At 63.1% G+C, this 14,028-nt stretch carries 12 protein-coding genes; 2 read left to right on the top strand and 10 right to left on the bottom strand.

Annotated elements, in window-relative coordinates; genetic code table 11:
• Positions 1-121: 121 nt before the first annotated feature.
• Complete coding sequence (locus tag U1769_RS06735) at positions 122-688, bottom strand: twin-arginine translocation signal domain-containing protein (RefSeq protein ID WP_332713881.1); 567 nt, start codon at positions 686-688, stop codon at positions 122-124.
• A gap of 420 nt (positions 689-1,108) precedes the next feature.
• On the opposite strand from U1769_RS06735, the gene U1769_RS06730 reads away from it, so the two are divergent.
• Entirely contained in the window at positions 1,109-1,831 is a 723-nt protein-coding gene (locus U1769_RS06730; protein ID WP_332713878.1) for a hypothetical protein, read from the top strand.
• Between the two features lie 120 nt (positions 1,832-1,951).
• Here the strand turns inward: U1769_RS06730 and U1769_RS06725 are convergent, their stop codons facing one another.
• Complete coding sequence (locus tag U1769_RS06725; protein WP_332713875.1) at positions 1,952-2,290, bottom strand: hypothetical protein; 339 nt, start codon at positions 2,288-2,290, stop codon at positions 1,952-1,954.
• A 392-nt stretch (positions 2,291-2,682) separates the two neighbouring features.
• Between U1769_RS06725 and U1769_RS06720 the strand changes: the two genes are divergently transcribed.
• On the top strand, positions 2,683-3,381 hold the full coding sequence (locus U1769_RS06720; protein ID WP_332713872.1) for a hypothetical protein: 699 nt from the start codon (positions 2,683-2,685) through the stop codon (positions 3,379-3,381).
• A 114-nt stretch (positions 3,382-3,495) separates the two neighbouring features.
• Here the strand turns inward: U1769_RS06720 and U1769_RS06715 are convergent, their stop codons facing one another.
• The 8 genes from U1769_RS06715 to U1769_RS06680 all read right to left on the bottom strand — a co-directional run bounded on the left by U1769_RS06715 (position 3,496) and on the right by U1769_RS06680 (position 13,998).
• Complete coding sequence (locus tag U1769_RS06715; RefSeq protein ID WP_332713870.1) at positions 3,496-4,080, bottom strand: poly-gamma-glutamate hydrolase family protein; 585 nt, start codon at positions 4,078-4,080, stop codon at positions 3,496-3,498.
• A gap of 153 nt (positions 4,081-4,233) precedes the next feature.
• Positions 4,234-6,690 (bottom strand): DUF4062 domain-containing protein, encoded by a 2,457-nt coding sequence (locus U1769_RS06710; protein WP_332713867.1) that lies wholly within the window; start codon positions 6,688-6,690, stop codon positions 4,234-4,236.
• 227 nt (positions 6,691-6,917) lie between these two features.
• Positions 6,918-8,318: an efflux transporter outer membrane subunit gene (locus tag U1769_RS06705; protein ID WP_332713864.1), complete on the bottom strand. Its 1,401-nt coding sequence runs from the start codon at positions 8,316-8,318 to the stop codon at positions 6,918-6,920.
• A 5-nt stretch (positions 8,319-8,323) separates the two neighbouring features.
• Positions 8,324-9,457, bottom strand: coding sequence for an ABC transporter permease (locus U1769_RS06700; RefSeq protein ID WP_332713861.1), 1,134 nt, complete (start codon positions 9,455-9,457; stop codon positions 8,324-8,326).
• A complete protein-coding gene (locus tag U1769_RS06695; protein WP_332713858.1) occupies positions 9,457-10,644 on the bottom strand; it encodes an ABC transporter permease in 1,188 nt (395 codons plus the stop codon). The genes U1769_RS06700 and U1769_RS06695 overlap by 1 nt, the downstream gene beginning before the upstream one ends.
• Positions 10,641-12,371, bottom strand: a complete 1,731-nt coding sequence (locus tag U1769_RS06690) for an ATP-binding cassette domain-containing protein (protein WP_332713855.1) — start codon at positions 12,369-12,371, stop codon at positions 10,641-10,643. Before U1769_RS06690 ends, U1769_RS06695 begins: the two co-directional genes overlap by 4 nt.
• Positions 12,372-12,373: 2 nt before the next feature.
• Positions 12,374-13,381, bottom strand: coding sequence for an HlyD family secretion protein (locus U1769_RS06685; RefSeq protein ID WP_332713853.1), 1,008 nt, complete (start codon positions 13,379-13,381; stop codon positions 12,374-12,376).
• Positions 13,378-13,998, bottom strand: a complete 621-nt coding sequence (locus U1769_RS06680; RefSeq protein ID WP_332713850.1) for a CerR family C-terminal domain-containing protein — start codon at positions 13,996-13,998, stop codon at positions 13,378-13,380. The genes U1769_RS06685 and U1769_RS06680 overlap by 4 nt, the downstream gene beginning before the upstream one ends.
• Positions 13,999-14,028 lie beyond the last annotated feature (30 nt).

Genomic DNA, 14,028 nt, shown 5'->3' with positions numbered 1-14,028 from the left:
CTCTACTCCGAGCGGATCGGCGATGGCGATGCATAATCGCCATAAGTCTCAGGCGCCAGATTCTCGCAACGAGATATCATGCAGGGCGGCGCTCATCCGGCAAACCGCCCGACATACCGCATCAGAGCCTGACGATCCGCTCTATACGCCCCGATCCACCGAAATCCGTATCCACCTGCGCACAGAATTTTACTGTCCTGAACGGGTCGGGATACCCGCCGCATATCGCGTAAAGGCCAGCGCCTGCCGTTTGACTAAACCCACTGCCCTGCAGGGTGGCTATGATGATGTATTGCCCGGGATGGAGGGTGATGATCTGTAGCGCATAGTGCCGATCCCGCGTGAAGGATGCGAAGCGCCCGAGTTCCTGGATCGCCGCCGCGCGGCGCAGGAGCCTGCCCGGACCGGGCTGACGGAACCCCGTCGGCGGGGAAAACATATAGCCGTCCGGCGCGAACACGCGGCCGAGCGCCTCAGGCGAATTCTCCAGAATCCCCTTCACCAGGGCGTGGAGCATGTCCTGCGACTGGCGGGGCCAGGAGAATCGCTCCTGCCACGTTCGGCGCCAGAATCTGGCGCTGAAGGGGCTGTTCATCTCCCTCGAACAGGCTTCAGCGGGACTGGGCACCCCAGCCGCGAGCACGGCGATGCCCGCCCCTTGCAAAATCTGTCGCCGGGTCAAAGCCATCCCACCTCTCCACCATTGCGGGGGCAGGATAGCGGCCGCTGATTAACGCGCTGCTTCGCTCCTCGCGGAGACAGTGTGTTCGATTGCGACCGTCGGTGGGAAGCCGCCGTGGCGGATGTCCGCACGTGTCGAACGCACCGTCACCGCGCTTCCAACGGCACAGCGCGGTCAGCGTCTGCGGTGCACTTGAGGGTGGACTGGACGCATTGCCGCGTGGCCGAACGTCGAAATTCGGATAGCATCCCCTTCCAAACGACGTTGCGGGGAACGGCCTTGAAAACAGAAGTCCTGCGAGCGCAACGATACCGCTGCGCTTTCACCGCGGTCCTGTACGCGTCCGTGGCTCTTGGCGCTGGGGCGCAGGCCGCCGGTCGCGACGCGGCGCAATTCCCCAGGCCGTGGGCAGAAAACCCTCAGGAAATGAGCAACGGGCATAATCCTGCGGCGAGTCCCGTCGCCGGACATAGGGCACCGAGCCAGAATCCGGGATCATCGGCGACGACAGGCGAGACCGCCACGCAAGACGGCTCGCCAACCACCGATCGCCGCTACGAAACCAGGCTTGAGATTGCGGAGGCCGCGACGGTTATTATCGAAGCAATCAAGGCGAGCGCCGACGGCGGCATCACGGCCGACGATTTGCTCGATCGCCTCGACAAAGTTCAGAAGGTGGAAGCGACGGCGGAGCAAGCCTTCCCCAGTCAGATTTTTGCCCGTGCCTATCGCTGCGGAGGCTACCGAGACGGCATCAGGGATTTGGTCTTCGCGCGATATTGCGGTGCCGGTAACGACGGATACACGCAGGTCATCATCACGTCATTCCTGCATTGGAGCACCTTCTCCGCCATAAATGACGGAGACAGTATTACGCGTTATCTCGATCGTACCAACGCTTTCACGATCAGCCAGATTGCCGAACACCTCAAGGCACTAGGGTATCATGGTCGCGGAATCGTGGTTGGTCAGAGCATCGTGCTGGGGCTGCCGACACCTCTCGTGCACACCGGCTTTACACACGATGGCGCAGCTCCCGTGATCGCCGTCGGGCACCGCCCGGAGATCCCGCCGCCCGGCTTCCCCCCAACACCCTCTGCTGCGGTCATTGAAATCCGGCTGTATTTCCCCGGAAGAGTGCTGGAATAACACCGCATCTCGGTATCTCGAAGACAGTTCATCCAATTGCGCTCGTCGGCGAAAGCGACCCTGACGGAGATCGGAACCAGTCGAACGCACCGTCACCACGTTTCCGACGGCGCCGCGCGGTCAGCGCTGCTTCTTGGACGTGGTCGCGGTGAAATCGGGGTCCTTCTTCGCGACCCAGTCGACGAATTTGCGCACGTTCGGGTTGGCGAGCAATCCCTCGACGTCCATCCCATGGCGCTGCAATTCCGAATTGGTGAAATGCACGGTCAGCGTCTGCTGGCAAATGGGGTGCATCGGCACCACGTCCCGCCCGCCCCGGCTCTTCGGCACGGGGTGATGCCAGACGATGGTCTTGCCCGTCGGCCGGCCACACAGCCAGCAGAGCACCACCACCGCCGGAGCCTCCTCCTCGCGGTGCAGATCGCCATAGGGATCCTGTCTTGATTGCCTGCGGGCCATGGGTGGATTGAATACCTGATCTGGGGGTGCCCACCTATAGCGGTCGGGCAAACATTACCACGGCGGCGTTCCGTTTTGCGAAATCACCGGTCCGGCCATTCTGGGGAACCCGTTGCCTCACACGGCGCGACTTGTCTGCAGCAGGCGCTTAGGGGCAGAAACCGGCCTGACGACGATGCGCCCCATGGCAGTCGTTGCCCGTCTAGCCCTGATCCCGAAGGCTGCCATTCGGTAATAATGTGTCGCAGCGCTTTACGAACGCCGGCTTTTGAGGACATTCCCGTCAGGCGGCTTCGTAAAGCCCGCGGGCGAGAAACTGCTGTCATCTACGTGCGTCAGAAGCGTAGTTCGGCAAGATTGCTCAGGAGAAGCGGGATGGGGCTAGTAAACTGATGGACTTCGCGAAAGTGCTGACGGGCGGCGTTGCCGCATGGCTCGAATTCGAGCGAGCCTGTGACCGCAGCGGCCTTTTCAACGAGAAATACCTGACCTCGGCAGTCGGCCAGGTCCTTGCCGCCAGGACGGGAAACAGAGTCGAGGCGGAATTCACCCATCCGGTGCTCGCGCCACTCAAGAAAGGGCCTGGACGCAGGCCCGAGGTTGATTTCGTCGTCCGCGATGAGAGCGGGAAAATCGTGCTCGCGGTTGAGTCCAAATGGGCGGGCCGCACGGCGCCATCGACCAAGGAAATCCTGTGGGATCTCGTCAGGCTCGAACTCATCGCTCACCATGAAAACGCCCGCTGCATCTTCCTGCTCGCGGGCACGGGAGCAAAGCTCAAGGCGATCTTCGACCATCCGGCCTTTTCGGACGCCGAGACCAGGCCGCACCGCCGTCCGTTACTCCGTCACGACAACAACGTCATCCACACCACACCGCTGGTACCGCTCGTCCCTGTCAGGTTCGAGATGCTCAAGAAACTGTTCCAGCCTTATCGCGATTTCAGATTTGCAGAGCGCGTAACGACACGGCGAACCGCTCCGCGACCGGAAGTGGTGAAGCCGAAGGAGTATCAGGTCATCGCTTGGGAGGTGCTGCCAAAGGTTAATCGCACCGAATTTCGGCCAGGTCAGTCGAAATTCTTCGCCTAGGTCATTCATCACTAAGTGCAAACGGCAGCTAACTCTCAAAAACTGTCGGTCGGCAACGCGCGCCATGAATCGGCGATTCTCTCCCGCGTGGCCACGCCATAGGCAGCAGTTTGTTCAGGTAGGAGGTGAAGCTACGATTGCGTTACGGACAGCTTCACGAAAATCCCTGAGTAGATCAGTTCGGCTCGTCAGTTGGTGGCGCAGGGATCGCGGAAGCTCAAGCTGCACCCCCTCCCCGGAGATAGTTCGATTACAGACATTTGTGCGTTCTAAGCCCGGAAGTCTCCTGTTGGTCTCGGCCTCAAATCCCGCGCTGCGAAGGCAGGCGCCAATCACATCTCTCAGATCGATTGCGCGACCGCCCAGCCAGACTGCCTCACTCCCGTCGTTTCGCCTTCCGTGAATGGCAACTGCGGCTCGGGATCTGCTGACAAGGTCGAGTGCCGTGGGTTCGTCGAATCGATGGGATGTTATATGGAGATCGCCGTGCGCCCCAACTTTTAACGCCTCGAAGGCATAGAAGGATAGGTCAGTTCCCGCGATCGCTTCAGCTATTTCGGAGGTGCCCGGCTCGATCCATCCGCCATGCGGCGCTATTATCACGGACAATGATCCGCGATCTCTGACACGAATGCGATAGTCGATCTCAAGCTGCTCATTGGCGGCGAGATCTTTAAAGGTACGGTAGCGATCTGTCATCTGATACTCGCCAAGGTCACCTTTTTACACGCAGACTTGGAACCTGCCGTTCATCCATCTTATTCGCGATAGCGATCGGTACGACCGACATCGGAGACATCCTCGGCAGAGCGATTCTAGGCGCAGCAACGAATAAACATTTGGGCGAGCTGGCTATTGCGAGCGCCGGACCATCTCGCGGCGAACGATTGCACTCGCCTGTTTCTTTGAAAGCGATGCACCAAGATCGAGCCAGTGGATGCTGTTATAATATCGATGGGTATCGCGTTCTATATATAGGTCCAGGATCTTTTCGATCCGCTCTTTCGATAAACTCTCTACACATCTCAACGAGAAAATGATACGATACTCATCATCTTTCTTATCTAATTCTTCGATAATGGTATCATTGCTCAGATTTACGAAAACACTTCTCGGAAAAACTTTAGTTAACGACTTTCTTATAGGCAAGGACAGCTCCGCATTCAGTAAATCGGCAATCCGGCTTTTCCCAATTTCGAAAATCGCGACAGCCTTTTCATTGGCGAATGTGTTGTATGAGAAATCCAGCAGGCCGGGCCCGCCGCTCGATGGCGACGCGAGGCGCTCGATGCGAACCACATCCGACCAGTCACCAAACTTTGCAAGATATGCCAGAAGCTCAGGTGACAACTCGATCTCGATGGCGTCGAGGGTAGCTCTGACCAGCCCAATGTCGGTCCTGATCTTCAATCCGCACAGCGCAGCTAACGCGCCAGAACAAAGCTTCTTCTGATAAAAATCCCAGATTCCATAAATCTGCGTGCGGTAGTCTTCCTTGATTCCCGGGATGGCCTCGACCTTCTTTACAGACGCCTCAAACATCGAGGCAAACCGATTGCGCAAATTTACACGAATGTCATCGGAGAGCTTCTTACCGAATTTCCCGTAAAGGGTGAATAATTCCTTATCGTTGAACACTCCAGCCTCGGAAACTCTCTCTTTCAATTGATCGAGATCGAGCTCCTTTAGTCGGTTCGCAAGATAGCAATCATAATAGGTCGCGTCGGTTTCGACCGATTGAAGTAAGCCGAGACCTCGGCCACCTTTTTTTATAGTCAGAACCGTCCTGACGGTGTCAGAGGGCAGCGGATTATCGCTGACTTGGAGACATTCAACTGCCAGAAGCCGAATTTGGTGATTGCTGTCGCTCAAGAGATTGTGGGCTGCAGCTTCAGCCAGTTCGCCCCGTTCGATGAGCAACTTCACCGCCCTAAGCCGGACGCCGCCTGACTTCGCGGCAACGCATAGTGCGAGGACATCAGTCGACAGGGCACTGGGCGTGGAAAAAATCGCGTCGACAAACGTCTCGGGCACCTTTTCAACGCTGCTTGCGCAGATGAATTTCAGCGCCTCCTCATGAGAAGATCGCGTTTTGATGGACGCCACGATAGCATCTAGCTTCGCCTTCTTGTCCACTGGAGCGTCTGCGGCAATCTTTTCAATAATCTCAACGTCCTCGCGCGTGCCATTATAACTTAGAAACTGGAAGGCGAGATCGAATATCTGATTACTTGCTTCCGAATCAAGCCATCCGGTTAGGACTACCTCCTTCGTAAAATATGGCATCAGTTCTGGGACGGTTTTCCCTAGAATTTGTAGGAGCTTGATCGCATTTTTCCGTTCTTCTGTATTCCCGATAATTGCGAGAATTTCGACCCTTTTGAACGGCTCATTTTTCGTATCCATAGCGATCAGCCACCGCCACAAAGGTACGTTCTGATGATCGAAGCCGACGATGCCGCAATCCACTAGAGCGCGACTCTCCTGGAAAGACAAAGATATCTCCTTCCTGTGTCGGAATATCAGATTTGCATCGTGATTCCCCAAATAGAGCTCATCATTTCCAGAACGCTGCAAGGATGCGGCAATCAAACGAAATCTGGCGACTTCATGGGGGTTGATCTGTTCGTTTTCTCGACTGCGGTTCGACATCACCGATATAAAATCGATGGCCTTCTGATCGAAGAATTTCGCATCCGCAGGTGCTTTGTCGCCTGCGTTTTCCTGCGGAGACTGCTCCGCCTCACTATTTCCTGGTTCGGGCGGCGTATGTATTTCGAATTCGCGCCACCCGATTTCGGTGACCTTACTTCGAATGAGATCACCAAAATCGGCGGTTTCTGTAAAATCTCTGAAGAATATGCGCTTCTCGTCGATGCACTGGGTACGAAAGTCCTTGACCTTTTTGATCTCTGGGCCTGGCTCAAGGCCAGCTGGGACATCGACGGCCTTGAAATACAGGGCAATGTCTTTCATCGATCCTGCAGCGATTAGATCCCGCGCGCGGCAGAATTCTTCTTCGAAGCCGGAGGTAAATCCGCTGTCATCGAGATCGGGCTTGGTACCCCAACGATTCCAAAGAATACCGACAAAATATTGGCATTTGTCGAGATCGACATTTATCCGGCTCTGCGGGCGTTGGTAACCAGGGATCGTATCCTCCCAACCCACCAGCTTAAACTGGCATCCCCAGTGCTCCGAGTGCGCCTGATTTACTTCCTGAACAATTTCGCGTGCTGCGCGTCGCTCGTCTTCGAGCCCGCTTGGAGAACCGATAAAAATGCGAACAATCTTAATGTTCTCAGACAAGTCCGCTCGCCCCCAAAGATCCGCCAAAAAAACCTATGACATTGTTCCAGCCATAAGCAGGGTAGCTTGCGTTCGCAACGTGGTGTGCAAGTGGTTAAGCCACCGACCTGCCGGCGAACATGTCGTCTTGCGGGCCGAGCATGGAAGGTCGGCTATCTCAAGTCGATTGCGCGAAACCTGCTGGTCTCTTCACGCCCTAGTTGCGGTCATCAGCGCGATCAATCCCCCTACCCCCAACCACCCCCCAGCGCCTTGAACAAAGCCACCGCCGCCTGCGCCTTGCGCCCGGCCGCGTCGCTCTCGCGCCGTTCCGCCGCCAGCACGGATTTCCGCCCGCGCGCCAGCGCCAGCCGGTCGTCCTCGCCGCTCGCCACCCGCCGCTCCGCCAGCGCAAACGCCGCCCGTTCGCGGGCCAAAGCCGCGCCCGCCTCCAGCGCCGCGTTGCGCGCATTCACGAACCGGTTGATCGCCGTCTCGCTGTCCGAAAGCGCGCCCAGCACGGCCTTTTCATAGCGCGCCGCCGCGCCCTGCCCGCGTGCATCCGCACCGCGGATCTGCGCGCGGATCGTGCCGCCGGAAAACACCGGCCAGGACAGGCTCGGCCCGATCTGCAGGCGCGTGCTGCCGCCAGAGAACAGGTCGCCCGGCGTGCGCGCCTGCTGGCCGATGCCGCCGAGCAGGCTGAAGCGCGGGAACAGATCGGCCGTCGCCACGCCGATATCCGCCGTCGCCGCCGCCAGCTCGCGCTCCGCCCGGCGCACATCGGGCCGTCGCTCGAGCAGCTCGGATCGCACGCCCACCAAAATCTCGTCCGGGCTCGCCGGCAACGGCGCCGGCGCGCGCAGCGTCGCGCCAACTTCCTCCGGCGTCGATCCCACCAGAGTCGCGATGCGATAGGCCGCGGCCGTCGCGGCCGCCTCGGCATCCGGCACGGCGGCGGCGCTGGTCCGCGCCGCGCCCTCGGCCGTCTCCGCCTCCAGCTGCGATGCTTCGCCGGCATCCCGCCGCAACCGCGTCAGCCGGGCAAGCTCGGCATCGGCATCGGCCGTCGCCCGCGCCGTCGCCGCGCTCGCCTGCGCCGTGCGCAGGTCGAGATAATTGCGCGCCACCTCGGCGATCAGGGAGAGCATCACGTCGCGCCGCGCGAACAGCGCCGCCTCTTCCCGCGCCGCCGCTGCCTGCCCCTCGCGCACGCGCCGGCCCCACAGGTCGATCTCCCAGCTCGCATCGAAACCGCCGTCGAACAGGCGGAATTCGCGCTGGAATCCCGGGATCTGCCCCACCGGCAACTGCCCGTTGCGGCTCAGCACAGTCTCCGTGGCGGAGCCCGTGGCGGTCAGCGAGGGCAGCCTTGCGCCCGCCACCGCATCGCGGTTGGCGCGCGCCTCCGCCAGCCGCGCTTCCGCCTCGGCCAGGTCCGGCCCGTCGGCGATCGCCCGCGCCACCAGCGCCGATAGCTGCGCATCGCCGAACCGGTCCCACCAGGCCAGGTCGACCGGGCCGGGCGTGCCCGGCTCCGCCCAGGCGGCCGCAGTCGCGCCTGGTGGCGTCGGGCGCTGGTAATCCGGCCCGACGGTGCAGCCGGCCAGGGAGACGCCCGCAAGCAGCAGCGGAAGGAAGCGAGGCATCGGGGTCACTCCATGCGAGCGCGGAACAGCCATGCGGCCGCGCTCAGGGTCAGGCAGGCGATGATCGTCAGCGGCCACAGCTGGCCGAACACATCAGCCGCCGGCATCGCCTTCAGGAACAGGCCCTGGACGATCACCAGGAAATACCGGGCGGGATTGGCGTAGGTCACGATCTGCAACCAGCCCGGCATATTGTCGATCGGGCTGGCATAGCCCGAAAGCAGGATCAGCGGCGTCGTCACCAGGAAGGAACCGAGGAACGCCTGTTGCTGCGTCGCCGATGCCGCCGACACCAGCATGCCCACCCCGATCAGCGCGAGCATGTAGAAGACGAGCGCGATGTAGAACAGGATCAGCGATCCGGTGAACGGCACGCCGAACACGAGAGGCGCGACGATCAGGTACAGCGTCCCGTTGAAGATGCCGACCAGCAGCGGCGGCACCATCTTGCCGATCAATATCTCGTGCACGCGCAGCGGCGAGACCATCAGCTGGTCGAACGTGCCAAGCTCGCGCTCGCGCGCCACCGTCTGCGACGTGATCGAAAGCCCCGCCACCGAGGTGATGATCGCGACCAGCGAGGGCAAGGTGAACCAGATATAATCGAGCGACGGATTGTACCAGTTGGTCACGACGCTCCCGCCGGTCACGTCACCCCCGGCGCCATCGCCCGCACTGCCATTGCCCCGTGTGCTCGTCGCAATATCGGCCCCGACGCCCCCGGCGATCTGGCCGAGATAGCCCGATACGATCTGCGCCGCGTTCGATCGGCGCCCGTCGAGCACCACGCCCATCGAGGCCGGCCGGTGCGCCGCCACGTCGCGGTCGAAATCGGCATCGATCACCACCGCCGCGATCACCTGCTGCCGGTCGATCGCATCGGCCAGCTCGCGCGGCGAATTCAGCCGGCGGACCTCGCGGAAATTGGGGCTGCCGGCGATGCGCGACACGATCTCCGCGCTCTGCGCCCCGCCGCTGCGGTCGAGGATACCGATATTGACGTTGCGCACCTCCAGCGTGGTCGAAAAGGTGAAGATGAACAGCTGGAGCAGCGGCGGAATCACCAGCACGAGCCGAGATTTCGGATCGCGCAGTACCGCCCATATCTCCTTGACGATCATCGCCCGCAGCCGGCCCATCAGTCGAGACTCCTGCGCGTCGCCCGGAAGCTGAGGAAGAAGAAGAACGCCCCGAACCCAAGCATGATCGCGATATTGGGCAGGATCAGCGCCCACAAATCCCCCGCCAGGAACACCGTCTGCAGCGACGGGATCAGATACCGCGCCGGCACCGCATAAGTGATCAGCTGGATCGGCCAGGGCATGGACGAAATCTCGAACAGGAAACCGGAAAGAAGGAAGGTCGGCAGGAACGCCGTGAGCAGCGCGATCTGGCTCGCCACGAACTGGTTCTTGGTCGATGCCGAAATGAACAGCCCCAGGCCAAGCGCCGGCATCAGGAACGAAGCGGCGATCGCGAACAGCGCGAATACCGATCCCCGGAACGGCACGCCAAACACCACGACGGCGATCACGCTGCACAGCGCCATCGAGACGAGGCCGAGCAGGAAATAGGGGATCACCTTGCTCGCGATGAACTCGGTCATGCTGATCGGCGTGGCCATCATCGCTTCCATCGTGCCGCGCTCCCATTCGCGCGCGACGACCAGAGCCGTCAGCAGCGTGCCGATCATCGTCATCACGATCGCGATCGATCCGGGGACGAGGAAGAACCGGCTGCGCAGCCCCGGATTATACCAGTAGCGCGGGTTCACCTCGATCGCCGGCGTCCGGCCCCCCGCCCGGTTCCCCGCCGGCCCATAGCCCTCGGCAGCCGCCCAGCTCGCCCGCACGCCCTCGCCATAGGCCGCGGCGAACCCCGCCGTGTTGGGCTGCGATCCGTCCGTGATGATCTGGATCGGCGGCGCCTTGCCGCGTGTCGCGCCCTGGCCGAAATCCTGCGGGATCACGATGATCGCGCGCACCCGGCCGTCCACCATCATGCCGCGCACGCTGGAAACGGATCGCGCCATCCTGACATCGAAATAGGGCGAGTTCTGATAGGCCTGGGCCAGCCCCAGCGCCCGCGCGCTGCTATCCTCCAGCACCAGCGCGATCCGCGTGCGCGGGGTATCCAGCGACACGGCATAGCCGAACAGGAACAGCAGGATCAGCGGCAGGACGAAGGCGATCAGGATGGTCGATGGATCGCGCACGATCTGCGCCGCTTCCTTGCGCACCAGCGCGGCCAGCCGCCGCCGGTCGAAGCGGATGTGCCGCCCCCCCTTCCCGCTGTCGCCCGTCGCTTCGTTTTCAGGCTTGCTCATGCCGCCTCCGCCGTGTCGCGGTTGCGGTCGGATTGCTCGATCAGCGCGATGAAGGCATCCTCCATCGTTGGATCGGCCATGCCGGCGATCTTGCCGGCATCGGCCTTCAGCGCGTCGGGTGTGCCGGTCGCGATCTGCTCCGATCGGTAGATCAGCGTGACCTGGTCGCAATATTCGGCTTCGTCCATGAAGTGCGTGGTGACGAGCACGGTCACGCCCTTTTCGACCAGCCCGTTGATGTGAGTCCAGAATTCGCGCCGCGCCACCGGATCGACGCCGCTGGTCGGCTCGTCCAGGAACAGCACCGGCGGCTCGTGCATCACCGCACAGGCCAGCGCGAGCCGCTGCTTGAGGCCCAGCGGCAGCAGCCCGGCATTCGCATCGACATGCTCGCCCAGCGCGAAGATATGGATCATCGCGTCGATCGCGCGGCGTGCCCGCGCCCGGTCCAGATCATAGGCGCCGGCGAAGAAATCGAGATTCTGCCGGATGCTGAGATCGCCGTAGAGCGAGAATTTCTGCGCCATATAGCCAAGCGAGGCGCGCGCATCGGCCCGCGCCGATCGCAGGTCATTGCCCGCGACGGAGCCGGTGCCGCCGCTCGGCGTCAGCAGCCCGCACAGCATCTTGAACGTGGTCGATTTGCCCGCGCCGTTCGGCCCAAGCAGCCCGAAGATCTGCCCGCGCGGAATCTCGAAATGGATGTCGCGCGCCGCGGTGAAATCCCCGAAGCGCTTGGTCAGGCCGCGCGCCTCGATCGCCGGCCGGTCGCTATGCTCGATCGTGCGATAGCTCGCGGCCAGCGCGCTCGTCCCCGGCGGGCCGCCGCCCAATATCTCGATGAACCCGTCCTCGAACCGCGGCTCGGCCGGCGTCACTTTCGTGTCCGGCCCGGCGTCGAAGGCGGCGGCATCGGGCAACGGCTTGTCCGGCGCGATCAGCAGCCGCACCGATCGGCCCTGGATCGATCCGTCGATCACATCGTCCCGGTCGAGCGCATGAGTCAGGAACCGCCGGCGCCGCTCCTCGAACCCGGTCACCCGGATCAGCCGGTCGCGCACCTTGCCGGTCAGCTCGGCCGGCGGCCCCTCGAACAGCAATTTGCCTTCGCTGAGCAGATACACCCAGTCGCATTTCTCGGCTTCGTCGAGATAGGCTGTCGACCACAGCACGCCGATGCCTTCGCCCGTCAGGTCGCCGACCATCGACCACAATTCGCGCCGCGATACCGGATCGACCCCGACGCTCGGCTCGTCGAGCAACAGCACCTTGGGCGTGCGCACCAGCGCACAGGCCAGACCCAGCTTCTGCTTCATCCCGCCGGAAAGCTTGCCCGCCAGCCGGTCCTGGAATCGGCGCAGGTCCGTGAAGTCGAGCAGCCGGTCGAACGTCGCGCGGTGCTCGTCCTCGGGCAGCGCCCGCACCCGCGCATAGAGCGTCAGATTCTCGATCACCGTCAGGTCTTCGTAGAGGCCGAAACGCTGCGGCATATAGCCCAGATCGTCCAGCGCATCGGCCGGCGCCCGGCCGAGCAGTTCGACCGTGCCCTCGGTCGGCGCCATCAGCCCGGCCAGGATTCGGATCAGCGTCGTCTTGCCGGCGCCATCCGGCCCGACCAGCCCGGTCAGCCGCCCCGGCACGATCGACAGCTTGACTCCGTCGAGCGCCGCCGGTCCGTCGCCGAAGCGCTTGACCAGTCCTTCGGCGCTGGCGACGGCATCGGCCACCGCTAGTTCCGGTGCGCTGGGCGTGCGCCGGTCACGCGCACCGTCACGGGCTGGCCCTGGCGCAGCGCGTCGTCGGGATCGGTCACGATGATGCGCAGGCGATAGACCAGGTCGGTCCGCAGGCTCTCGGTCTCGACCGACTTGGGCGTGAACTCGGATCGCGGCGAGATATAGCCGATCGTCCCGCGATAGGTCCGCGGGTTGCCGTCGGACGTCACCTCCACTGCCATGCCGGGGCTGATCCGGCTGAGGTCGCTCTCGTCGACATAGGCGCGCACGCGCAGCGGCCGGTCGATCGACAGGGTCAGCACCGTCTCCCCCGGCTGGACGATCGCGCCGGGCTCGCGGGCGCGCGTCACGACCGTGCCGGCCGATGCCGCGATCAGCCGCGTGTCGGACAGGTCGGTCGCGATGGAGCGCCGCGCTTCGGTCGCTGCCTGCACCTGCGCGCGCGCCGCATCGATATCCTCCGTGCGCGCGCCCGCATCGAGCAGCGACAGGCCCTGCCGCGCTTCGGCCAGCTGCGCGCGGGCGCGGGCGCGATCGGCGATGGTCTGGTCCCACACGTCGCGGCTGATCGCGCCGGGGCCGACCAGCGGCTCGCGCCGGCGATAGTCGCTGTCAGCCTTCTCCACCACGGCCTGTGCCGCGGCGACGCGCGCGCGGGCCTGGCCGACATCCTGGCTGCGATTGCCGTTGCGCAACTTGGCGAGCTGCGCCTGGGCCTGGGCGAGCTCGGCGTCGGCCTGGCCGATCCGGCTGTCCAGCGTCGCGGTGTCGATCGTCGCGAGCGGCTGGCCCGGCTTCACCTTGGCGCCTTCCTCCACCGCGATGCCGCTGATCCGCCCGCCGACGCGGAACGCCATGTCGACTTCGCGGATGTCGACATTGCCGTGCAGCGTCAGGTCCCCGTCCCCGGCGCGCGGGAACAGGCCGAAGCCGCGCGTGGCGATGGCGGCGATGACCAGGCCGGCGACCAGCACGATCGTCAGGATCAGGCGGCGGTTCATGCGGGCGTCTCCATCAGGATCGATTGAGCATTGGCGCGCAGCCGGGCGCGCAGCAGCGTGGCGGTGTCGGCATCGATCCGCTCGACGCCCATCACCCGGCAGACCGACGATCGGCATGCGCGCAGCATGATGGCCTGGCCGAACAGCAGCAGCGCGGTCGCGCGGGCTTCCCGGCCCTGAAGGTCGGGCCGCGCGCGGCTGAACAGGGTGAGGAAGGTCTCGACCATCGGCTCCATCGCGCCGCGGTACAGCCGGTCGAACGCCTCGGTCGGGTCGAGCTGCTCGCGGATGATGAAGCGCGCCCATTTCTCCGTCTCGCGGTCGAGCATCATCTGCGCGAAGCCGTCGAGCAGCCGCAGCAGCCACTCGGTCGCCTGCTCGCGCGACTCGATCGCGGCTGCCCGCGCCTCTGCGAACGCGGGCGCCTGCAGCGCGGATATGCCCTCGGCGATGCGGTCCGCCGCGGCGAGGTACAACCCTTCCTTGCCGCCGAAATGATAGGTGATCGAAGACATCGCCGCGCCCGACGCCTGCGCGATCCGGCGCGTGCTCGCCCCCTCGAAGCCAAGCCGCCCGAACTGCTCGATCGCGGTATCCAGAAGATGTTCGCTTTTCACGACTCGAACATTAGTTCGATCGAACGAACA

This window comes from Parasphingomonas zepuensis (assembly GCF_036663735.1).
In the GTDB taxonomy this organism is placed as follows: Bacteria; Pseudomonadota; Alphaproteobacteria; order Sphingomonadales; family Sphingomonadaceae; genus Sphingomonas.
This window is presented reverse-complemented; position numbering and strand designations above follow the sequence as displayed.

Excerpts from the sequence above, each read along its gene's own strand:
- U1769_RS06735 (WP_332713881.1), bottom strand. The coding sequence starts at position 688 with ATGGCTTTGACCCGGCGACAGATTTTGCAAGGGGCGGGCATCGCCGTG.
- U1769_RS06730 (WP_332713878.1), top strand. The coding sequence starts at position 1,109 with ATGAGCAACGGGCATAATCCTGCGGCGAGTCCCGTCGCCGGACATAGG.
- U1769_RS06725 (WP_332713875.1), bottom strand. The coding sequence starts at position 2,290 with ATGGCCCGCAGGCAATCAAGACAGGATCCCTATGGCGATCTGCACCGC.
- U1769_RS06720 (WP_332713872.1), top strand. The coding sequence starts at position 2,683 with ATGGACTTCGCGAAAGTGCTGACGGGCGGCGTTGCCGCATGGCTCGAA.
- U1769_RS06715 (WP_332713870.1), bottom strand. The coding sequence starts at position 4,080 with ATGACAGATCGCTACCGTACCTTTAAAGATCTCGCCGCCAATGAGCAG.
- U1769_RS06705 (WP_332713864.1), bottom strand. The coding sequence starts at position 8,318 with ATGCCTCGCTTCCTTCCGCTGCTGCTTGCGGGCGTCTCCCTGGCCGGC.
- U1769_RS06700 (WP_332713861.1), bottom strand. The coding sequence starts at position 9,457 with ATGGGCCGGCTGCGGGCGATGATCGTCAAGGAGATATGGGCGGTACTG.
- U1769_RS06695 (WP_332713858.1), bottom strand. The coding sequence starts at position 10,644 with ATGAGCAAGCCTGAAAACGAAGCGACGGGCGACAGCGGGAAGGGGGGG.
- U1769_RS06685 (WP_332713853.1), bottom strand. The coding sequence starts at position 13,381 with ATGAACCGCCGCCTGATCCTGACGATCGTGCTGGTCGCCGGCCTGGTC.